Source organism: Microbacterium enclense (genome assembly GCF_004022425.1).
Classification (GTDB): Bacteria; Actinomycetota; Actinomycetes; order Actinomycetales; family Microbacteriaceae; genus Microbacterium; species Microbacterium enclense_A.
In genome coordinates, this window is sequence record NZ_RBZY01000032.1 from 25,162 (window position 1) to 45,092 (window position 19,931).

General features: G+C 65.2%; 16 protein-coding genes. 8 read left to right on the forward strand and 8 right to left on the reverse strand.

The annotated features are described in order from the left end of the window. Nucleotide 1: 1 nt before the first annotated feature. Nucleotides 2–874, reverse strand: a complete 873-nt coding sequence (locus tag D8Y23_RS10045) for a hypothetical protein (RefSeq protein WP_164878199.1) — start codon at nucleotides 872–874, stop codon at nucleotides 2–4. An 830-nt stretch (nucleotides 875–1,704) separates the two neighbouring features. Between D8Y23_RS10045 and D8Y23_RS10050 the strand changes: the two genes are divergently transcribed. Both D8Y23_RS10050 and D8Y23_RS10055 read left to right on the forward strand, forming a co-directional pair. Next, the gene (locus D8Y23_RS10050) at nucleotides 1,705–2,379 is read left to right on the forward strand and encodes a hypothetical protein (RefSeq protein WP_128218001.1); all 675 of its coding nucleotides are present in this window, start codon (nucleotides 1,705–1,707) and stop codon (nucleotides 2,377–2,379) included. Further along, complete coding sequence (locus D8Y23_RS10055; protein ID WP_128218002.1) at nucleotides 2,372–5,239, forward strand: hypothetical protein; 2,868 nt, start codon at nucleotides 2,372–2,374, stop codon at nucleotides 5,237–5,239. The genes D8Y23_RS10050 and D8Y23_RS10055 overlap by 8 nt, the downstream gene beginning before the upstream one ends. Nucleotides 5,240–5,304: 65 nt before the next feature. Here D8Y23_RS10055 and D8Y23_RS10060 read toward each other — a convergent pair whose 3' ends face one another. The 5 genes from D8Y23_RS10060 to D8Y23_RS10075 form a co-directional block, all read right to left on the reverse strand. Beyond that, the gene (locus D8Y23_RS10060; RefSeq protein WP_128218003.1) at nucleotides 5,305–5,805 is read right to left on the reverse strand and encodes a hypothetical protein; all 501 of its coding nucleotides are present in this window, start codon (nucleotides 5,803–5,805) and stop codon (nucleotides 5,305–5,307) included. A 142-nt stretch (nucleotides 5,806–5,947) separates the two neighbouring features. Continuing rightward, entirely contained in the window at nucleotides 5,948–7,486 is a 1,539-nt protein-coding gene (locus tag D8Y23_RS10065; protein ID WP_128218004.1) for a hypothetical protein, read from the reverse strand. Between the two features lie 878 nt (nucleotides 7,487–8,364). Further along, the gene (locus D8Y23_RS10070) at nucleotides 8,365–8,943 is read right to left on the reverse strand and encodes an NUDIX hydrolase (protein ID WP_128218005.1); all 579 of its coding nucleotides are present in this window, start codon (nucleotides 8,941–8,943) and stop codon (nucleotides 8,365–8,367) included. Nucleotides 8,944–9,221: 278 nt separating this feature from the next. After that, nucleotides 9,222–9,371: a hypothetical protein gene (locus D8Y23_RS16810; protein ID WP_164878200.1), complete on the reverse strand. Its 150-nt coding sequence runs from the start codon at nucleotides 9,369–9,371 to the stop codon at nucleotides 9,222–9,224. A 709-nt stretch (nucleotides 9,372–10,080) separates the two neighbouring features. Then, entirely contained in the window at nucleotides 10,081–10,290 is a 210-nt protein-coding gene (locus D8Y23_RS10075) for a DUF1653 domain-containing protein (protein WP_128218006.1), read from the reverse strand. 92 nt (nucleotides 10,291–10,382) lie between these two features. Between D8Y23_RS10075 and D8Y23_RS10080 the strand changes: the two genes are divergently transcribed. Genes D8Y23_RS10080 through D8Y23_RS10090 form a run of 3 tightly spaced genes read left to right on the forward strand, consistent with a single transcriptional unit; the run spans nucleotide 10,383 to nucleotide 13,848 of the window. Next, complete coding sequence (locus D8Y23_RS10080; RefSeq protein ID WP_428844476.1) at nucleotides 10,383–12,914, forward strand: molybdopterin oxidoreductase family protein; 2,532 nt, start codon at nucleotides 10,383–10,385, stop codon at nucleotides 12,912–12,914. Further along, nucleotides 12,911–13,369 (forward strand): hypothetical protein, encoded by a 459-nt coding sequence (locus tag D8Y23_RS10085; protein ID WP_128218007.1) that lies wholly within the window; start codon nucleotides 12,911–12,913, stop codon nucleotides 13,367–13,369. Before D8Y23_RS10080 ends, D8Y23_RS10085 begins: the two co-directional genes overlap by 4 nt. Then, complete coding sequence (locus D8Y23_RS10090; protein WP_205796999.1) at nucleotides 13,369–13,848, forward strand: HPP family protein; 480 nt, start codon at nucleotides 13,369–13,371, stop codon at nucleotides 13,846–13,848. Before D8Y23_RS10085 ends, D8Y23_RS10090 begins: the two co-directional genes overlap by 1 nt. Nucleotides 13,849–13,959: 111 nt before the next feature. Here D8Y23_RS10090 and D8Y23_RS10095 read toward each other — a convergent pair whose 3' ends face one another. Together D8Y23_RS10095 and D8Y23_RS10100 are read right to left on the reverse strand one after the other, a co-directional pair. Further along, nucleotides 13,960–14,793: an ADP-dependent NAD(P)H-hydrate dehydratase gene (locus D8Y23_RS10095; RefSeq protein WP_128218009.1), complete on the reverse strand. Its 834-nt coding sequence runs from the start codon at nucleotides 14,791–14,793 to the stop codon at nucleotides 13,960–13,962. Further along, nucleotides 14,777–15,502, reverse strand: coding sequence for a histidine phosphatase family protein (locus D8Y23_RS10100; RefSeq protein WP_128218010.1), 726 nt, complete (start codon nucleotides 15,500–15,502; stop codon nucleotides 14,777–14,779). The genes D8Y23_RS10095 and D8Y23_RS10100 overlap by 17 nt, the downstream gene beginning before the upstream one ends. A 131-nt stretch (nucleotides 15,503–15,633) precedes the next feature. On the opposite strand from D8Y23_RS10100, the gene D8Y23_RS10105 reads away from it, so the two are divergent. From D8Y23_RS10105 to D8Y23_RS10115, 3 genes are all read left to right on the forward strand, one after another. Beyond that, on the forward strand, nucleotides 15,634–16,248 hold the full coding sequence (locus tag D8Y23_RS10105; RefSeq protein WP_128218011.1) for a GyrI-like domain-containing protein: 615 nt from the start codon (nucleotides 15,634–15,636) through the stop codon (nucleotides 16,246–16,248). Nucleotides 16,249–16,489: 241 nt separating this feature from the next. Beyond that, nucleotides 16,490–17,998, forward strand: coding sequence for a class I adenylate-forming enzyme family protein (locus D8Y23_RS10110; RefSeq protein WP_205796995.1), 1,509 nt, complete (start codon nucleotides 16,490–16,492; stop codon nucleotides 17,996–17,998). Between the two features lie 41 nt (nucleotides 17,999–18,039). Then, nucleotides 18,040–19,869 carry a DUF3556 domain-containing protein gene (locus tag D8Y23_RS10115; protein ID WP_128218012.1) on the forward strand — a complete coding sequence of 610 codons (1,830 nt, stop codon included), beginning with the start codon at nucleotides 18,040–18,042 and terminating at the stop codon, nucleotides 19,867–19,869. Nucleotides 19,870–19,931: the final 62 nt, after the last annotated feature.

The following is a 19,931-nucleotide window of genomic DNA, read 5'->3' on the forward strand; positions in this document are numbered from 1 at the left end:
TTCATCCGCCCCTTCGTGCTCCCGAGGTCGATCCGGCGGATGCTGACGCTTCCTCGATCTGGTCCCGGAGTACCTCGGCGTTCTCAACCGCGGTGACGGCAAAGGCAGCCGTGAGCAGCATCCTCGAGGTCATGTGGAAGATGTATCCACGTTCCGTGCGCTCGATGGGCACCCGCTCTAGGAGTGTGCGGATCACGTCGTCATTCGCGTGAGCCACACCGCTACATGACTTCCAGACCTGTAGTCCGTTCAACGCCATCCGCTTTGCCGCGACGCGGCGGTCCGCCTCGATCACAAGGTCGGTGTTGTTCGGGAACTTGGTGAGGTCGTGGTTGCGGTAGTCCGGAAGATCGGCCTGCAGGCCTCGCAACCGTTCGCGAACCCATTGTCGATCGGGCCTGGTCTCGTTGGCGGCTTCGAGAACAGACTCCAGCCCTTCCAGATCCTCATTGTTCCGGTACGACAGCCGAAGCGATTGCCATGCACGCTTCTGCTTCGTGCCGCTGCCGAGAAGCCAAATCCCGAGCGAGGTTGATTCCACTGCAACGCGGAGCGGTGCATAGTGAGCCAACATCGGGAGCTCCTTCGCGACCTCGATGAATCGGCACACCATGCGGATCGAGTCCACACCAACGCTCAGACAGCTCCGCACCTGGAAGCTCAAAGGGTTGTACGGTGTGAGGTCGTCCGCAGCCGCCAGCTTGCTCCCTGCAGCGGGAGATGTGCGGGCCGCCTCGAGATACGACTCGAGGGCCTGCAGACGGGCGCCGACGTCCTTGAGTAGGACGTTCGCGACTTCGATATGCGAATCGGCTTCACGAGTGTCGAGCAGTCGAGAATCATGGGGGAATGAGGAGGCAGGGACCGCAGGCATCACGCGTGGTGCTCACTGGAACATGGTCGAGCTGTCTCCATGTCACGAGTCTGACACGGCTCCCGAGCACGCGCTCTATTTTCGCTACGGTGCAGTAATGGGACGGCGACGTAGCTCATGGATCGCGCGCTCGATGTGGGCGCTCGGGGGCGGAGCGGTCGGGGTGTCCGCAACCACACTGCTTATCGGGGGCTCCGATCCGAACTGGGTAGAGGCTGCTGGTACCTGGTTCGGGGGGATAGCCACGGTCCTCGCATTGTTGTGGGCTGTGCAGACATTCCGCGCTGACCAAGCGTCACGCGACGCTGACATCCAGCGCCGCGAGCAGGAGCACGTCGCAGCGGCTGACGCTCGTGAAGTCCTGATTCGTTCGGTGGCCAAGAAGGTCGTCTTGGAGCTACGAGGCGGTGGCGGGTATGGGAATATCCCGGATCAAGTGATGACCAGCCTTCACATTCGAGTTCACAACGATTCGGATCAGCGAGTGAGCATCTACAACATAGAGCTCGACGAACTCCTACGCCTGAAGCGACCTCTTTCCTTCCCTATCCGCGTGCAACCAGGCGAGACCTGGCACAGCCTGGTTGAAATCGAAGAAGTTCCAGCAGGACCGGATGAGCTGAGCGATCAACCGGTGCCCCGATACTCGGGGTCCGTTACGTATCTAATTGATGGTCGAGAGTGGCGTCACGAAGTGTCGGGTGACCTCCGACGTATTGATGCATAGCCTGCGGGCGAAGCAACGGGTCTTGACGATAAAAGTACAATGACGCAAAGTAGGAAGCGTTGATGAATATCCGACGGACATACTCTCAGAATGGTCGCGAGGCGTGAACGCGGAGCGCCGACCCCGGTTGGACGAGCGTCGGCTGCGACTTGTCGCCGCGCTCGATGAACGGCGCCCTGAACTGGCCAACGCGTATGAATCCGCACTCGCGCTTCTTGAGTCAAGACCGGAATGGATGGGTGAGCGCACACGAGTCTCCCTCATCTCACACGCGATGCGAGAGGTGATGAATCGCGTGCTCAGCGCAATGGGGCGCCCGACGACGCCGGTGTTCAAGCCGACGTCATCGGATCAGATCAAGAAGCTTCCGGAGCTTCTGGTACGCCATCCCGAGCTCGACCTTGAACGTGAGGGCGACAGCCAGGTAGTCGTGCCCGCTGAGGTCGCCTCGGCTATGGTAAAGCTCTTCAAAGCGGCGGTTCATGAGAAACGTCGAGTTCGCGGCGACGTCGCTGCCCTGCTCACCGACGACGGTAACGACGGCCATGCCGCCGTGGAGCGATGGGTCGAGGCAAAAGCATTCTTCGTCAAGTGGGCGCATTTGCATGATCATGAAGTTGATCCCGCGTCGCTGCCTAGTGATCACGAAATGCTTGCGAACATCGCCATCTTCGAGGAGCTGTTCGATGGTGTGATCACGGCCTTCTTTGCTAGAAAACATGCAGTCCAAGACTTGCTCGCCGAGATCAATGCCACGGAGGGGTCAGCTGATGAGTAGATACAAGGCGCCGACACCAGAAGTGGTCGAATCGGCTCTCCTCAAGATACCTACCGTGCAACTGCGGCAGGTCTTCTTCGAGGGCTTGAAGAATCCCCTTTGGGTGCGTCCCCTTCTTAATGCGGGCGCATTCTCGAAGCCACCTGAGCCGCGTCCAACGAGCGACGGATACATCTACGACCCGTACTGGCCGGAGATTTCGTATCTCACGCGCATTTCCTCGGAAGTTCCGGCCGACGTCGTTGATGTGTTCCTCGCCCTCGAACACAGCTCAAACCCGTGGGTCAGGCGGGCCGTGTTTGAGATCGGCGCGCGCATACCAGCGGATGAGGCTGTTCGGCTCATTCCGCTCCTTAGAAAGTGGCAGGCGTCCGGGTTCGGCTGGCGCACGGACTCTCACGATCTCGTCGCGTTCGCTGTCACACTTCTTGAAGGGGGGCGCCGCAAAGAAGGGCGGTGGCTCGCCAATACGCTCTTCGAGCCGCGCCGAGCTGATAGCGCCGATGAGCCCCACAAGCCTGTAGTTGGCCTCGACGACTATTGGTACGCCGACGCATTGCCGAAGATCGTGCCGGCGCTTGGTGCTGACGCGTTGAAAGCGCTCATCGGGTGGCTGCGCAGCTATGTGGCCATCAACGGCCACGCGTCCGGCGCGCAGGACTTCAGCGGAATGGACCGACCCTCGATTGCGGAGCCGCGAAGCGGTTACGACCGACCCGAGGACGCACTCATCGATGCCGCCCGCGACCAGGGCATGATCGCCGCGAGCCGCGAGCCCGACGAGACGATCGAGTTGTTCCTAAAACCAAGGGTCAAGCTACTTCGCAAGATCGCCATCTATGTCGTCCGTGAGTGCATGCACCGTGAAGTAGAGAGTGGCGGTGACGCTCATCGATTCGTCGCGGCGGCACGTCGCCTGCTGAGCGAGTCCGAGTCTGATGATGAGTACCTGCGGGTCGAGTACGCACACCTCGCGCGTATCGCGACGCAGATCGACTACTCAGTGAGTTCGGTCATCACACCATTTCTTGAACAGGCTTACCGTGCCGACCTGGCATGGATGCGCGAGCGACTTGTGCCCGAAGGCACCGACCCTGGACAGGCAGAAGCGGAGATCCAGGACAAGGCCGATCGCTACCGCCACGGTTGGCTCGCTGCCATCGGCCACGACGCGCTCCCTCCTGAACTGCAAGAAGAGCTAGCCAAGTTGGACGCGACTCACGGCGAGATCGAGAAGCCACTGGAACCACTTGGTCAGGTGACGACTTGGACCGGTCCTAACGCTCACACGAGCCAAGAGGAAATGGCAGAGATGGCACCGCTGGAACTTGTCGCCTGTCTCGCGGGCTGGCACGATACGGACGGCCGGTGGGGGCCTAATCCTTCTCACGAGGGCCAGGGGCGAGCGCTTGCGGCGCTGCTGGCAACGTACCCTATGGCGTTTCACGGGGTTCCTGCGCTTGGTGAGAAGCTGCGCCCGACCTACCTTCGCGCGATTCTGCAAGGTTGGGATGCCGCGCTCAAGGCTGATCTGGAACTCGATTGGCGACAAGTCGCTGAACTCGTTGAGTTCGTCCTCGGGCATGATCTGGAGTCCACCCTGCCAGCCGAGGGCGATGACTTCGATGACGACAAAAACTTCCGCGGCGCTAAGGACGCGGCCGTTGACCTGCTGAAGCAACTCGTGAAGCCACGCGAAACTCCGGCGATGAACGACGTGTACGCCGAGCGCTTCGCCCGTTTGCTCATGCGAGACGCCGACGATGAATCGGCGTGGACTGAGTATGACGCGTACATCCCTAGCGGCGGCGGCTGGGATCCGCTCACCATGTCTCTCAACTGGCAATGGCCCAGTCGGATTCGTGCCCTCGCCGTCGCGGCCACACACCCCGGCGACACCCCGTGGAAGCAGGAGGCGCTAGCCGCGCTGGACAAAGAGCTCGCCAGGGTCGATCGCCATGGTGCCGGACGCGCAGCCATCGGGGAGAAACTTGGGCAACTTTACCTCCACGCGCGCCCTTGGCTCGACACTCGCCTGCAGCTGCTCGTGGGCACGCAATCGGAGATCTCCACCGACCAGCAGGTGGTGCTAACCACGGCGATGGCAACGCACGGATACCATCCCGACCTGTACGACCTCTTTGATGACGCAATGCAAGCGGCCCTCCGAGTCGGTAATTCGCTGCGCGCCGGATGGAGCGGTGAAAGTGAGCCGCTAACGCGAATCGGCGAATGGGTCATAGACGCCGTGATCTTCGGGCACCGCACGACTCAAGGCCAGCTGTTCCAAGCGTTCTTCTCGGAAATGAGTCCGAAGACTCGCGCCGAAGCTCTCGGCAAAGTGGCCTGGTCTTTCTCGCGCGCAACGCACGTGGACGATGAGATTCGTGACCGGTTCGGGCGCCTGTGGGATGAGCGGATCGCTCACGCTCAGGCGCACCCAGATGAGAGCCAAGAACTTGAGGGCATCTTCTGGCTCGCCAAGGGGCAAGCATTCTCGTCCGATTGGTGGCTGCCGCGCCTGCGAGCGGCTCTCGAGCTCGAACCCAGCATCGCGACCGAACGGTACATGATCTCTAAGGAGTTGGCCGAGTCATCGAAAGACGACCCCGCGACTGCGCTCGCCGTGCTCAAACTTCTCCTCCACCAACGCAGTGCGGGAAGTCGCGTGTACTACGACATGAGCCGCCACGCGGTTCCCGTGGTGATCGCGAACGCGATCACGAGTGGAGATGCGGAGCTCGCTGAGGAGGCGGACGCGTTCATGAATGAGCTTGGCGCGCGCGGGCTCCATACGTTGGAGGACGAGGTGCGGGCTGTCATCGATGGGGCGGTAACCATCGACGATGTTGATGAGTAATCTCCTGTTGCCGTCATCCGCCTATGGCGAGACCGCCCCGCCCGCTTTGAGAACATCGGGTCTGATCACGGCGGGGTCGGACGTGTCACCTTCTTGCCGCCATCGCGCTCGTAGATCGCCGCCGCCTGCTCCGAGGTGATCTCACCACGCGCCCACATCGGAATCAGCGTGGCGGCGGTGCCCGCAGACTTCATCGCCGCCGTGCTGCCGTCGCCGCTCGAGAGGGCGTCCTTGGCAATGGCCGCAATCTGCCACTCGTCCGGGCGAAGAAGAACGCCCAGCCGAGCATGGGCCTCCATCGATGCCACCATCGCGTCGGCGCTCGCATTTGAGCCTGCGCCACGCATTCCCCTCGAGATTACCTGGGGTATAACCTCGGCCAGCTCGTCACGCCGTCGCTGGGCTGCTGTGCTCTTCGCCTCCGACCGACGTATGAGGAACGGCGCAAGCAAGGTTCCGGCCAGCGTTCCCAGCGTCGCGAGTACACCAACGGTGATCGTGCCAATCAGCCCAAGCCGCGCGGCCTCTAACGCGGCCTCCGCCGCGGTCAGTTCCTCGGTGCTCATCGGTCGAATGGTATCGCGGCCGCGCTACGTCCTTCGAAGAACCGGACGGACGCGCAGCATATACACCGTGTACCCGCAGACGTTGAGCCGATCCCGCGGCTGCCGACTTTTGGACGGTCGATGCGAGCACGGCATCACGTGATCACGGGTCCGGGGTTGTCGATGGAGTCGTTTCGGTTACGTAGCTCTCAAGCCGCCGGAAGAACGGCAGCGAATCCCATGTCTGCATCAACAGGCTATTCTCCGAGTTGGTCGGGACGTCAAGGGCCGGAGCCAGTCGCATGATTTCGTTGGCAGCTAATCGTGGGGCCTCGAGCAGCACGCGTGCGATTTCGTCCGCATCCGCGCACACGAGCATCTCAAGTTCCCCCACGGAGATGATGGCCACCGGAACGTCGGCCGCCGGAAGCTCTTCCTGCAGTAAGGGGTTGTTGTTGATGTAGAAAGGTTCAAGCGTGATAACAAGGCCCACGCGCGGCTTCTCGACATCGATTTCGGGGTTCAAGGCGGCAATCTTTTCGATGTCGGCATTCGAACGGTTAACTTGATTGATGCCCTTATGGATACTCTCCTCGATAGACCGCATCCAGTCATCGCCGCCGACACGAAGCGACTCAATCGGTTGCCGAGCCTTGCATTCGATGAGCACAAGCACCCCGGGTAGATCAAGAAACCAGTCGCAGGAATCACGCCGCGAGGTTTTTGGCCCATATGCCACCTCGGGAATGACGGATGATAGTCCCCCTATCTGTCGAAGTTGCCTGCCGACGTAGTGCTGATAGATATGGCCGAGGTCGCGTGAGAACGCGTTCCTGTAGGCGCGTAGGCCCATGAAGTAGATCGACGGGGGAAGAGCCTTCATCAGGATTGCTTGCACCCACGGCGCTACCGTTGTGCCTGCCTCTATCTCGATGAAGGGTTTGTCCTGGAGAGGATTGAACGCGTACTTCTTCTGAGGAGACGGGAGCGGGTCTTGCCACTTTCGGTTCTCTGCCTTGAACGCTTTCGGCGTGGTCACGAGATACTCATTGAACGTCCGTCGCACGGCATCTAGGTCGATCACCTCACCGAGCTCAGCGAAATGCGCACCCTCTAACCAGCGAAGATCGAATATGCCCCTGTTCATCCTGGCCCCGACGAAGATCAAAAACACCGAAGCGACGTAGTCGTCGATCGACATGCCACTGGTGATTTCCTCAAACCAGCCGGGAACCATAGCCTCTGGGGCGAAGTCTGGGGGCTGCTCGCCTGCTGACCCGAAGAGGAGGATAGATCGCGCCACCTCAGCAGGCGCGTGGCGTTGGCCCGGAAACTGTTCGAAGAAGATGCGAGTGAGCACCTTCGAAAGCCGCTCGCTCTCGTCCTTGACGTCCCCGGTGACCACCGCCTCGTCGCCGATGTTCGCATCCACCATTCCGAGATAGGCAGCGTTCTCCGGGGTTGCGACGGGTCGTTGAAATCCGCCCCATGCGAGCGCGGTTCGCGCAACACTGGCAAGGTTCCACGGGTTTAGCCCGTACCTGGCCGCTACTTCCGGCATCTCGTCTCGGGCGTCTGCAGCACTGAGGCTCGCCAAAACCAACAGAAGGCTGTCACGGTCGTGTCTCCGAACCGCAGTCTTAAATTGCTCCCACGTCGGAGGCGTACGCTTCTTAGCGGGGCCGCGGCTGTGCGTGCTCATCCGCTGATACTTCTCTCTTCACGGTCACCTGCGCAACAACTTCGTCTAACCTCCTGGCAGCCCCTCTGACACAGACTGGCCGCTCGTGGCGCGCGTTCGTCTTCGCCGCGAAGAGAGTGACCGCAGGTCAGTCCTGTTCCCATTCGTGCCTGCCCCTGACTCTCACGCCATTAGCGCATAGGTACTTGGTCACCGTGGTACCCGACGTCCCGAGGGCTTGACCCACCCTGTCGAGCGACAATCCAGACTCATATAGCTGCTGCATGCGGGTCAAGTCCGCTTCACTGAAGCGCTTTTCTCGTACTGAAAGCCCCGAGTTGCGAATATGCTTGCTCACCGTCGAGCGGCTACAACGGAAGTGACTGGCGAGCTCCGTAGTGTTCTTGCCTGCTTTGAACAGCTGAACGAGTTCCTCAATTTGCTGAGGCGCGAGACGTCGTTGCTGTTGGCAGATGTGGTCGACTACTTCATAATCTACGAACGGTGGCGACGTAGATGTTGAGTTCGCATTCACAATCTCCAAGCGTGTGAGCTCCTGAAGTACCGTCGACCAGTTTCCACCGTCAACGGCTGATAGGACCTCCACCTACTTTCGCACCGCGACCCGGCCTTTTTTGGGATCGGGGTTATCGCGTGCCTTGCCGTTACCGAGAACGGCTTTCGGCGATGCTGTAGCGTCGCCCGGCCCCGCGCGGGTCACGACTGTGAGAATCATGGGCAAGACGGCACCCAGCGTCAGCTATCGCACCTTCCGAGCGGGCGCATCCAGGTTCGGTATCGACTGCCGAACGGGGAGCAAGTCACGCACGGCACGTACGACTCGAAGCGAGAAGCGGTACGGCACAGTTGCGAGATCGAGCTGGACCTAGCTAAAGGAACTAGGGCGTGTTACTAATCATCAGGGGTGGCAGGAGGCCTCTCGCGGCCGCGCAGGCGCGAGCCACGATTAGTGATGGGTCTACGATCTCTCCGCTCGCGATCGCCGCGTCCAGTTCAGCCAGCTTCACGCGGGCTTGGTCGACCTGTTCTGCCGGGTCTGAGGTGTCGACGGTTCCTGCTGCTGTGCCGGTGTCGCAGAGGAAGAGGTGGGTGGGCAAAGGTGCGCGCGCTGGATTCATGTAGAACGTGTGGAGTCGGGTCAGCTTGTTCGGGATGAGTCCGAGCTCCTCCTCCAGTTCACGGCCTGCCGCGGCCTCTGGAGTCTCATTTTCGGCACCGGCCCCACCGGGGAGATCGTAGATCCACCGGTCAAGTGGATACCGATATTGACGAGTCAGGAGGATGTGCTCGTCATCGACGACAAGCGTGGCCACGGCAAACGGAATACTTTCGTCCACCTCGTAGCTCGACCGGGTCCCGTCCCCGAGCACGACGGTGTGATCGACCAGTCGAACCCGGCCCGCATCCACTTCTGCGCGGCTGATCGTCTCCCATCCCTGCTCTGTTCCACCGTTCATAGAGCCACCATACGGGGCAGGCCCTCAACTCAGCGGCGGATCTGCGCGTGGCAGCCGGGGACCCGCGGGAACACGAGCGAAGGTGGGGTCGTGTCGCGTGGTACAGCGTGCGCGGTCGAGCGGGTCGGCATCGCCGGGTGCCGCGTGCGGCCTATTCGGGTCCAGCGCTGCCACGAGCATGCGGTGAGGGCAGCCCGGCTGTGCTGCTCACATGTGGTCCACACTCACCCGTGGGCGAGCGTTGGGAGGGATGCTCCCAACGCTCGCCTGCGAGGGAACTAGCTCAGACCGGCGCACTCGGAACACAGCGGCTTGCCGCCCGTGCCCGAGCGGCGGTTCTCGCGCTCGATGTTGTTCCCGGTGTTGCAGTTGGTGTTGTTGTGGTGCACATTCCGAAGGATGGAATGCCAGGGGCTCGTCTTGCCCATTGTCTTACCTTCCCGGACGTAGCTCTCGTGGCTCACCCTCCCAGCGCATCTGGCGCGTTCAGGTCCGGTATAGAGTCGTAAGACCGCTCTCTGGCAAGTGTGGTGATTGACCCCGGACCGGCAGCCCCCAGGACTGTCCCGGGGTCGTTCTACGTTCCGTGTCGATCAAGCTAGGTCAGTCCGGATCTCCCGTCCAGACTCGCAAGCGCAAGGAATTACAAACGTGTGATTCCGAGGTTGGTCTTACGCAAGATTCGCTCAGCGTGTCCATAGGAAACGCAGAATCCGCGGTAGGAATCAGCCTTCTTGGCGGGCCGCGTTTCGTCCGCGAAAGGATGAGGCACCGCGCCGGCTCCCGTCTACCGTGGACGTATAACGGCGCGGGACCTTGATGAGCCGATCGCATCGGGCGAGATCGAGGCCGATCCCGACACCGTAGCGGTACCCAAGTGGACCGCATTGTTCAGAAGTGCATCAATTCGCAGGCGGAGATGCGGCATCAATCGGTCCGGGAGCTGATCCCATAGATTGAGGCGTTAAACGTTGCGTCCGACGGTGTAGCCAGCAGTTCAGGGGCAGCCAGGTCTAGCGAAAAGCCCTCCGCAAAGGTCCGCAAGTTCCTCCAGGGGGCTGGAATCGAGACGCCGTCCTAGAGCTTTTCGTCTGACTGCACCACCGCGTTTAGGGGGTGGGGCCAGTGCGCGCTCCTTCACCCCACCCGCCGAAACCGCGGCCCCGCGTACCCGTCCCGCTCGACATCTCCCAGGAACATCTCCACCGGGCGCACCCAGTACGAGTAGTCGTCGTAGAGCTTCCGGTACGACACGAAGACTTCCTCGGTCTCGGAGTGCCGAGCGATTCCGAACACCTCGTACCGCTGGCCCTTGAAGTGCTCGTAGATGCCGGGCTCGATCTCCATGCAGGCGTCTCCCATTCGTGGCGGTGAACCACGAAAGAGTCTGTCAGCCGGGCGAACCTTGGCACTGCGCCCACCGCCTGTCGAGGCTCTCGGTGATCGCGATCCTCCGCCGTACGTTCTCCCGCGGACCGCAGGGAGGGAACGATCATGGTCGATCGCATCGAGCACATCTGGGGCACGCGCACACGTTCGCGCGAGGGGAGCGGTGGCCGGTCCGCGTCGACCTGAAGCTCGCCGACGGGCTCACCGAGCTCGACGTCGACCGCTGGGTCCAGTCCGCCTGCGTGCTGTGTAGCAACGGCTGCGCCACCGACATCGCCGTGAAGGACGGCCGAATGGTCGGCGTCCGCGGCCGCGCGGTCGACATCGTCAACCACGGCCGCCTCGGACCGAAGGGCCTGTTCGGCAGCTGGCAGGGCATGGCGAGCCCCGACCGACTCACCCGCCCGCTGATCCGCGAAAACGGCGAGTTGGTCGAGACCGACTGGGACAGCGCGATGTCGCGCATCGTCGAGCGCAGCCAGCACCTGCTGCAAGAGAAAGGCCCGCTCAGTCTCGGCTTCTACACGTCGGGTCAGCTGTTCCTCGAGGAGTACTACGCCCTCGGCATCATCGGCAAAGCGGGCCTCGGAACCCCGCACATGGACGGCAACACCCGGCTGTGCACGGCGACGGCCGCGGCATGCATGAAGGAAAGCTTTGGGTCGGACGGCCAACCCGGAAGCTACGCCGACATCGACGAATGCGACGCGATCTTCCTCTTCGGCCACAACATGGCCGAGACGCAGACGGTGCTCTGGACGCGCGTGCTCGACCGGCTCGCCGGGCTCAATCCGCCGCTAGTGGTGTGCGTCGACCCGCGGCTGACCGAGGTCGCGCGCCGCGCCGAGGTGCACCTCGCGGTGCGCCCGGGCACGAACCTCGCCCTGATGAACGGGCTCATCCGCGAGCTGCTCGTGAACGACTGGGTCGACTACAACTACATCGCCGCGCACACGATCGGCTTCGACGAGCTGAAGTCCACGGTCGAGCCGTGGACACCCGAGGCCGTCGCCGAGACCTGCGGGGTGGATGCCGACGACGTCCGAGCCGCGGCCCGGATCTACGCCCAGTCGCCGCGCGTCCTCTCCACGGTGCTGCAGGGGTTCTATCAAGCGTCGGATGCCACGGCATCCGCGTGCCAGGTCAACAACCTGCACCTGCTCACGGGGAAGATCGGGCGGCCGGGAGCCGGCATCCTGCAGATGAACGGGCAGCCGACTGCCCAGAACGCCCGGGAGTGCGGTGCCGACGGCGACCTGCCGGGCTTCCGCAACTGGGAGAACCCCGAGCACGTGCGCCAGCTCGCCGAGCTGTGGGGCGTGCACGTCGACAGAATTCCGCACTGGTCGCCGCCGACGCACGCGATGCAGATCTTCCGGTACGCCGAGCAGGGGAGCATCGAGTTCTTGTGGGTGCAGGCCACGAATCCCGCGGTGTCGATGCCGCAGTCCGAGCGGATCCGGCAGATCCTCGCAAAGCCCGAGTTGTTCCTCGTCGTGCAAGACCTCTATCTCACCGAGACCGCGATGCTCGCCGACGTCGTGCTGCCGGCCGCGGGCTGGGGCGAGAAGCAGGGCACGTTCACCAACGTCAACCGCACCGTGCACCTGTCGGAGAAGGCCGTCGAGCCGCCGGGGGAGGCGCGCAGCGACCTCGACATCTTCCTCGACTACGCCCGGCGCATGGACTTCCGCCGCGACGACGGCTCGCCGCTGCTCGACTGGACTGGCCCCGAGGACGGCTTCCGCGCCTGGCAGGAGTGCACCCGCGGGCGACTCTGCGACTACACGGGCCTGAGCTACGACAAGCTGCGCGGGGGAAGTGGCATCCCGTGGCCGTGCAACGACGAGCACCCCGACGGGACCGTCCGCCTGTACGGCGACGGCATCTTCCCCACCGACGTCGACCGCGCCGAGACCTTCGGCCACGACCTGCTCACCGGCGCGACGATCGGCCCGACGAACTACAGAGCCATGCGCGTCGACGGCCGCGCGATCCTCAAGGCCGCCGCGTACAACCCTCCACACGAGACGCCGAGCGAAGAATACCCGCTGCAGTACTCCACCGGCCGCACCGTCTACCAGTTCCACACGCGCACGAAGACCGGCCGCGCGCGGCAGCTGCAGAAGGCGGCTCCGTCGGCGTGGGTCGAGCTTTCGAGGATGGATGCCGAGGCGCGTGGCATCCACGAAGGCGACCTCGTGCGCGTCTGGTCGGCGCGCGGGGAGATCGTCGTTCCGGCGCGGATCGGCCAGGTGCGCGAGGGATGCGTCTTCGCCCCCTTCCACTACGGGTACTGGGAGGACGGGCGCACCGGACCCGACGGGCACCCCACCGCCGCGAACGAGCTGACCATGACCGAATGGGATCCCGTCTCGAAGCAGCCGATCTTCAAGGTCGCCGCGGTGCAGATCGAGAAGATCGCGGATGCCACCGGACCCGCGCCGGCGCCGACCACGACGGCATCCCGTCCCGTCGATCCGGCGCGCGTGCCCGCCACCGTCGGCGGACCCGACGGCGAAGCCGAGGAGTCGCTCCGGCCCGTCGAGCCGCCGCGCATTGCCACCCGGGAGGAAGCATGAATCTGGCGTCGTACATCGGCCTCCTGCACGCGGGGGAGGAGGTTCTCGCGCAGTCGTTCCGCCAGCTCGCCGACGGGCACGGCGATGAGCCCGACGTCTTCCACCTCTGTCACACGCTCGCGAAGCAGTGCGACGAGCACGGACGGCGGCTGGGTCCGGTCGTCGAGCGGTACGGGGAGACGCCGGATGCCGAGCCCGAACGCTTCCACGCCGACGCGATGAGCGAGAGCCGGAGCGGGCCGCTCGGGCTGCTGCGCGACCTGCAGGACCTGCACGCGCTCGTCGGCTTCGTCGACACGACGTGGACCGTGGTGAAGCAGGCCGCGCTCGCGCTGCGTGACGAGGAACTGCTCGCGATCATCGATGACTGCGAACGGCAGACGAAGCTGCAGCAGGACTGGCTCTCGACCCGGCTGAAGCAGGCGGCACCGCAGGCGCTGCTGGTGGCGTCGTGATGATCGGCGAGCGGGTCCGGCAGGGGCGAGCGGGCGCGGCGGCGTACGCCGGCGCGCTGTCGCTCGTCGTGCTCGCGCTCACCGGCGCCATGGGCCTGGCGTTGCATCAACCGTGGCTGTTCCCGAGCCTCGGGCCGACGGTGATGCTGTTCTTCGAGTCGCCCGAGCAGCCCGCGTCGTGGCCGCGCAACGCGCTGATCGGGCACGCGGTGGGGCTGCTCGTCGGTGTGGCCTGCTTCTACGCCTTGGGGCTGAGCGGACAGCCGCCCGCGCCGGTCGGGGGCCTCACACCGGGATATCTGGTGGCCGGGGCGCTGTCCGTGGCCCTCACGACGGTCGTGCTGACACTGCTGAAGACCCCGCACCCTCCGGCCGGTGCGACGACGCTGATCGTGAGTCTCGGCATCCTGACCGAGCCGATTCAGCTGCTCGCGATGACGGGGGCGATCGTGCTGGTGACGCTCGCCGGGGGGCGCTGAACGCGGGGCTGCTCGGGGGCGAGGCGCGGCGGTTCTGACGGGGTGAGAAGGATGGCGGAACGGATCGTACCCAGATAGAGCTATCTGCCTACGTTTTATCTCTTGAGCGCCTCAGCTCTCGTGCACCACAGCGGTCAGCTCCGGCAGCAGGTCCCGCGCGAGGAAGCCGATGCCGACCCGCTCGGTCAGCCGGTCGCCGGCACGGGCGTGCGTCCACCCGCCCCACACCGCGGCGCGTTCGGGTTCCATACCCAGCGCGGCGAACCCGGTGATCGCGCCCGACAGCACGTCGCCGCTCCCGGCGGTGCCGAGGCCCGAGCTGCCCGGCTCGGCCTGCCACGTGCGTCCGTCCGGGTGTGCCACCGTGCCGAAGCAGTGCACCACGGCCGCGTAGCGTTCGGCGATCTCCCGGATGTCGGCGGCGCGATCCTCGGTGAGGTCGCGTTCGAGAAGCAGCGCGGCCTCCTCCTCGTTGGCGTTGAGGATCAGCTCCGCGGGCAGGATGCCGCGGTCGACCGACCCCAGGATGCCGAGCGCGAACGCGTCCAGCACGAGTCGGTCGATGTCGGCCTCGGCGATGGCGTGCAGGGCCGCGCGGGTGGCATCCGGGTCGTCGAATCCGGGGCCGAGGAGCACGGCATCCGCGGATTCGAGGGTGGCGCGTAAGGCGTCGTCGACGGGCGCGGAGCCGGTGGGGAGGGAGTGGACGCCAGCCTCGGGCATCGCGGGTCCGAGGTACGGCGCGATCTCGGCGGGGACGGCGAGGGCGGTGCGCCCGGCGCCGACGCGCAGCGTCGCTTCGGCGGAGAGCAGCACGGCGCCGGGGGAGCGCGGCGATCCGCCGACCACGACCACCTGCCCGCGGGACTTCTTCGACCCGGCCGGGTCGGGGCGACCCCACTCGCGCAGCAGCGCCAGCGTGACCTCTTCAGGCGTGGTGGACATCGTCGCCTCCCGAGTGCACGGTGATGTCGGCGCCCTCGGCCGCGAGGTGGTCGACGGACGAGAACGTCGCGAGCTTCCAGCCGTCGTCGGTGCGCACGAGCTCGGTCACCGAGGCGTTGCGGACCGTGTGGCTGGCGCTGAACGCGAGCAGCTCGGCCTCGGTCATCCGCAGCAGAACGTACAGCACCAGCATGATCACGGCGTCGTGCGCTACGACCAACACGGTGGCGGGCGACGCGTCGAGGCGCTCGCCGAGGAACGACCGGAGCCGCAGCGTGACGTCGGCCCACGACTCTCCGCCCGGGGGCCGGTGGTAGAACTTGCCCAGGTGGCGCCGGCGGGCCGCTTCTTCCGGATGCAGTTCCTGCACTCCGCGGGTGGTGAGGAGATCCAGGATGCCGAGCTCCCGGTCGCGCAACCTCTCGTCGATGAGCGTGGGAACCGACGTCGGCCGATCGCCGAGCGCGAGCGCGAGCGTCTGCCGCGCGCGCCAGTAGGGCGACACCCAGTACTCGTCGACGGGGACGTCGAGGGAATCGACCCACGCCCGGAGCGCCGTCGCCTGCTCCACGCCGACGGGGGAGAGCTCCACGTCGCTGTCGCGGGTGTCGAGCGCGATCACCGGCGAGCCGTCGTGCTCGGCCCTCGAAGCCGCGACGTTGCCTTCGCTCTCGCCGTGTCGGATGAGCCAGAGTCGTTCCACTGCCATGGCGGCACGGTAGGTCGCCGAGCGCGGTGTGCGCGCGGGCGTTGACAGGAAACGGGGCATCGATCAAGGCGCGTGCCACTACCTCGGATCGCGGTGGCCTGCCAGGCTGGCGGAGCGAGGGGAGGAGCACCATGACGGCCAAGGTCGATTTCAAGAAGTCTCTCGACAGTTATCAGGCCAGGGTCGGCGAGTTCAGGATCGTGGAGATTCCCGACCTGCGATATCTGATGATCGACGGGCACGGCGACCCCAATACGGCGCCGGCTTACACGCAGGCCCTGCAGGCGTTGTACCCCGTCGCGTACAAGCTGAAGTTCGCGAGCAAACGCGAACTCGGCCGCGACTACGTGGTGCCTCCGTTGGAGGGCCTGTGGTGGGCGGACGACATGGATGCCTTCACCGTGGCGAGGGACAAGTCGCAGTGGGACTGGACGATGATGCTCCTGGTTCCCGACTGGATCGACGAGGCGATGTTCCGTTCCGCCGTCGAGACCGTGCGCGCTGCAGGATCCACAGGTCGGCCGGAAGAAGTGCGGATGGAGACCCTCGCCGAAGGACTGTGCGTGCAGACGCTGCACCTCGGTTCCTTCGACGATGAGGCAGACGTGCTGGACGAGCTGCACCACGCGTTCATCCCCGGTCAGGGGCTCAGCCTGAGCGGGAAGCACCACGAGATCTACTTGAGCGACGTCCGCCGAAGCTCTCCCGACAAGCTCCGCACCATCCTCCGGCAACCCGTTCGCTGACGCTCCTGACGTCTGCGCCGGCGCCGTGCGTCACGGGCCATCCGTCGGGAAGCGCGGTCGGACACGGCGCTCTCTCTCGTCGTCCGCCTACCCGTGCACCGTGCACACTCGCCGGTGTGAAGTTCGCCACCCGCGCCACTGTGCCACCCGCGCGATGTTCCTAGCGTGAGGGGAGCGCGAAGACGCGCACGAAGACGCTCGAATCGCGCCCGACGCAGTGGTCGGCGCGGGGAGGTGAACGATGATGTCCTTCGACGAATTCGACAGTCGGGCCACGACGCGGCGCGCCGGCTCCGGACTGGAGCACCTGCCGTGGCGCAGTCCCTCGGCGGGCACCTCGCGGCCCGCGGTGCGGGACGTCACCGTCGATCTCAGCTACCGGGAGCTGGAGCGCCGAGCGGCCGCCTGCGCCGAGCTGTTCGCCTCGCGGGGCATCGGTCGGGGTGACGTCGTGGCGATCATGCTGCCGAACTCCGTCGCTTTCCTCGCCGCGATGCTGGGCGCGTGGCGGGTGGGCGCCGCGGTGACGCCCGTGAACCCCACTTTCACCGAACGAGAGCTGCGCTATCAGCTCGAGGATTCGGGAGCGCGTCTGCTCGTCACGGCGGGGACACCGAACGTCGAGGTCGAGACGCTGGCGCCGGCCGACCTTCCGCACACCCTGCGCGGCCCGCTGACGGACCCGACCCTCAGCCCCGACACGCTCGCCCTCCTGGTGTATACGAGCGGCTCGACCGGCCAGCCCAAGGGCGTCATGCTCGACCACGCGAACCTCAGTGCCATGGCGGTCTCCCTGCGTCGCCACATCGAGCTCGGGCCCGACGACCAGGCTCTCCTGGTCCTCCCGCTGTTCCACGTTAACTCGCTCTGCGTGAGTTTCCTCGCGCCCATCAGCGCGGGGGGCAGCGTGTCGATCCTCGAGCGGTTCGCCCCCGCCACATTCCTCGCCGCAGCACAGCGGTACGAGCCCACCTACTTTTCAGCAGTCCCGGCGATCTTCGCTCGTCTCGCCGAGGTACCGCGTGAACAGATCCCCCGCCTGCCCTCGCTGCGACTCGCGATCTGCGGCGCCGCCCCGGCCAGCCCTGAGTTGCTCGCCCTCAGCGAGGAACGCTTCGGCATCCCCATCCTCGAGGGATACGGCCTCACCGAGGCGACCTGCGCCTCGGCGTGCAATCCGTTGTGGGGCGAGCGGAAGCCGGGCACCGTCGGTCGAGCTCTGCCCGGCCAGCAGATCGCGATCCTCGACGAGGAGGGACATCTCCTGCCCCCGGGCGTGCGCGGCGAGGTGGCCGTCCTCAGCCCCACGGTCATGCGCGGGTACCTCGGACGACCGGATGCCACCGCGGAGGTGCTCCGCGGAGGGTGGCTGCGGACGGGCGACATCGGCATCCTCGACGAAGATGCCTACCTGACGCTCGTCGATCGGGCAAAGGACATGATCATCCGCGGCGGCGAGAACCTGTACCCCAAGGAGATCGAGGCCTTCCTCGCCACGCATCCAGCGGTGCTCGAGGCCGCGGTCATCGGGCGTCCCGACCCCGTGTACGGCGAGGTCCCGATCGCGGACGTCGTCCTCCACCCCGGCGAGGCGGTCACCGAGGACGAACTGCGCTCCCACTGCGCGCAGGGTCTCACCAAGATCAAGGTGCCCGCCGAGATTCGCATCGTCACGGATCTCGTACGCAACCCGGTCGGCAAGGTCGACAAACCGGCGATGCGCCGGGCGCTCGCCGCGGCCGCCGTCTGAACACTTCTCTTGCCCTCATCCCGTCACCGAAGGAGTTGATCATGGGATTCAAGACCGCGGACTTCCCGCCCCTCGACACGACCACGTTCCTGCACCAGCCGCTGCGCGAGCGGATCAAGGCCCTGACCCTGCACTGGGTGGAGTACGGATTCGGATCGCCCCGCATGATCGCCGCGACCTACCTCGTCAAGATCGCCGTGCTGTGGTTCCTCATCGGCAGCATCATCATCACGGCGACAAGCGGTGTGGGATGGTTCTGGCAGGTCGACCAGTGGTGGAACCAGCCGATCGTCTACCAGAAGGCGATCATCTGGACCATGCTGCTCGAAGCGATCGGCCTCGCCGGATCGTGGGGGCCGACGGCCGGCAAATTCAAGCCCATGACCGGCGGCATCCAGTTCTGGGCGCGGCCGGGCACGATCCGGCTGCGGCCGTGGGCCTGGGTGCCGGGGACGGCCGGCGACACCCGGACGATCTTCGACGTCGTCGTCTACCTCGGGTTTCTCGCGGCGCTCGCCACGGCGCTCGTGCTCCCCGGCACGGTGACCCCTGCGCTCGCTGCGGCGCTCCCCGAGAACACGAGCGGGTTGGTACAGACCACCCCCGTGATCGTCGCGATCGCGCTCCTGGTGATCGTGGGCGTGCGCGACAAGACGATCGCGGTCGCGTCGCGCATCGAGCAGTACCTGCCGGCGTTGGTGTTCTTCTCGGTGCTGTCGTTCGTGGACATGATCATCGCGCTGAAACTGCTCATCGTTGCCGTGTGGGTCTGTGCGGGCATCTCGAAGTTCGGAAAGCACTTCGTCAATGTCATCCCGCCGATGCTCAGCAACACGCCGTTCTGGCCGCCGAGATGGCTCAAGCGCGCCCTGTACCGCGACTTCCCTCGGGACGTGCGCCCGTCGAAGCTCGCGCAGTTCATGGCGCACGCGATGGGGACCACGGTCGAGATCGCCGTTCCGCTCGTGCTGCTGTTCTCGCAGAATTTCTGGGTCACGCTCGCGGCGGTCGTCCTCATCGTGGGCTTCCACCTCTTCATCTTCTCGACCTTCCCGCTCGCCGTCCCGCTGGAGTGGAACACCCTGTTCTGCTACGCCGCGGTGTTCCTCTTCCTCGGCTTCCCCGCGCAGGCGGGATACGCAGTCACCGACTTCTCGAACGGGTGGCTGCTCGCCGGGATCGTTGCGGCCCTGCTGTTCTTCCCCGTGCTCGGCAACCTCCGCCCCGACAAGGTCTCGTTCCTGCCGTCGATGCGTCAGTACGCGGGCAACTGGGCGTCGGCGCTGTGGACCTTCACACCCGGGGCGGAGAAGAAGCTGGATGCCGTCATCAGGCCGACCTCGAACCAGGTCGACCAGCTCACGCAGCTCGGCTACGCGCCCGAGATCGCCGAGATCACGATGCAGCAGACGCTGGCGTGGCGCTCGATGCACAGCCAGGGTCGCGGCCTCTTCTCGGTGCTCTACCGCGCGCTGCCCGACATCGAGACCCGCACGATCCGCGAGGGGGAGTTCGCCTGCAACTCGGTGATCGGGTTCAACTTCGGCGACGGTCACCTCCACGACGAGTCGCTCATCCGCGCCCTGCAGAGCCGCTGCCATTTCGAACCCGGCGAATTCGTGGTCGTATGGGTGGAGTCTCAGGCCATCCACGCGAACTTCCAGGAGTACAAAGTGATCGACGCGGCCCGCGGTGTGATCGAGCGGGGAAGATGGCGCGTGGCGGATGCCGTGGCGGCACAGCCGTGGCTCGCGGACGGCCCCATTCCGCTCGAGCAGTATTGGCGTGCCGACGCGGAGGGCCGGGTGGCGGACGTGACGAACAGCGTCCGCACGGTCTCGCGCAGGCGGGGCGAACGGGTCCCGAAGTGACGCGTGCGGTGGTCGTGGGCAGCGGTCCGAACGGTCTGGCGGCCGCCGCGACCCTGGCGGCC

What these genes read in the sequence shown, in the direction of transcription:
- D8Y23_RS16810 (WP_164878200.1), bottom strand. Translation starts at nt 9,371, where the DNA reads ATGGGCAAGACGAGCCCCTGGCATTCCATCCTTCGGAATGTGCACCAC.
- D8Y23_RS10055 (WP_128218002.1), top strand. Translation starts at nt 2,372, where the DNA reads ATGAGTAGATACAAGGCGCCGACACCAGAAGTGGTCGAATCGGCTCTC.
- D8Y23_RS10095 (WP_128218009.1), bottom strand. Translation starts at nt 14,793, where the DNA reads ATGTCCACCACGCCTGAAGAGGTCACGCTGGCGCTGCTGCGCGAGTGG.
- D8Y23_RS10070 (WP_128218005.1), bottom strand. Translation starts at nt 8,943, where the DNA reads ATGAACGGTGGAACAGAGCAGGGATGGGAGACGATCAGCCGCGCAGAA.
- D8Y23_RS10045 (WP_164878199.1), bottom strand. Translation starts at nt 874, where the DNA reads ATGCCTGCGGTCCCTGCCTCCTCATTCCCCCATGATTCTCGACTGCTC.
- D8Y23_RS10115 (WP_128218012.1), top strand. Translation starts at nt 18,040, where the DNA reads ATGGGATTCAAGACCGCGGACTTCCCGCCCCTCGACACGACCACGTTC.
- D8Y23_RS10100 (WP_128218010.1), bottom strand. Translation starts at nt 15,502, where the DNA reads ATGGCAGTGGAACGACTCTGGCTCATCCGACACGGCGAGAGCGAAGGC.
- D8Y23_RS10060 (WP_128218003.1), bottom strand. Translation starts at nt 5,805, where the DNA reads ATGAGCACCGAGGAACTGACCGCGGCGGAGGCCGCGTTAGAGGCCGCG.
- D8Y23_RS10075 (WP_128218006.1), bottom strand. Translation starts at nt 10,290, where the DNA reads ATGGAGATCGAGCCCGGCATCTACGAGCACTTCAAGGGCCAGCGGTAC.
- D8Y23_RS10065 (WP_128218004.1), bottom strand. Translation starts at nt 7,486, where the DNA reads ATGAGCACGCACAGCCGCGGCCCCGCTAAGAAGCGTACGCCTCCGACG.
- D8Y23_RS10110 (WP_205796995.1), top strand. Translation starts at nt 16,490, where the DNA reads ATGATGTCCTTCGACGAATTCGACAGTCGGGCCACGACGCGGCGCGCC.
- D8Y23_RS10105 (WP_128218011.1), top strand. Translation starts at nt 15,634, where the DNA reads ATGACGGCCAAGGTCGATTTCAAGAAGTCTCTCGACAGTTATCAGGCC.
- D8Y23_RS10090 (WP_205796999.1), top strand. Translation starts at nt 13,369, where the DNA reads ATGATCGGCGAGCGGGTCCGGCAGGGGCGAGCGGGCGCGGCGGCGTAC.
- D8Y23_RS10085 (WP_128218007.1), top strand. Translation starts at nt 12,911, where the DNA reads ATGAATCTGGCGTCGTACATCGGCCTCCTGCACGCGGGGGAGGAGGTT.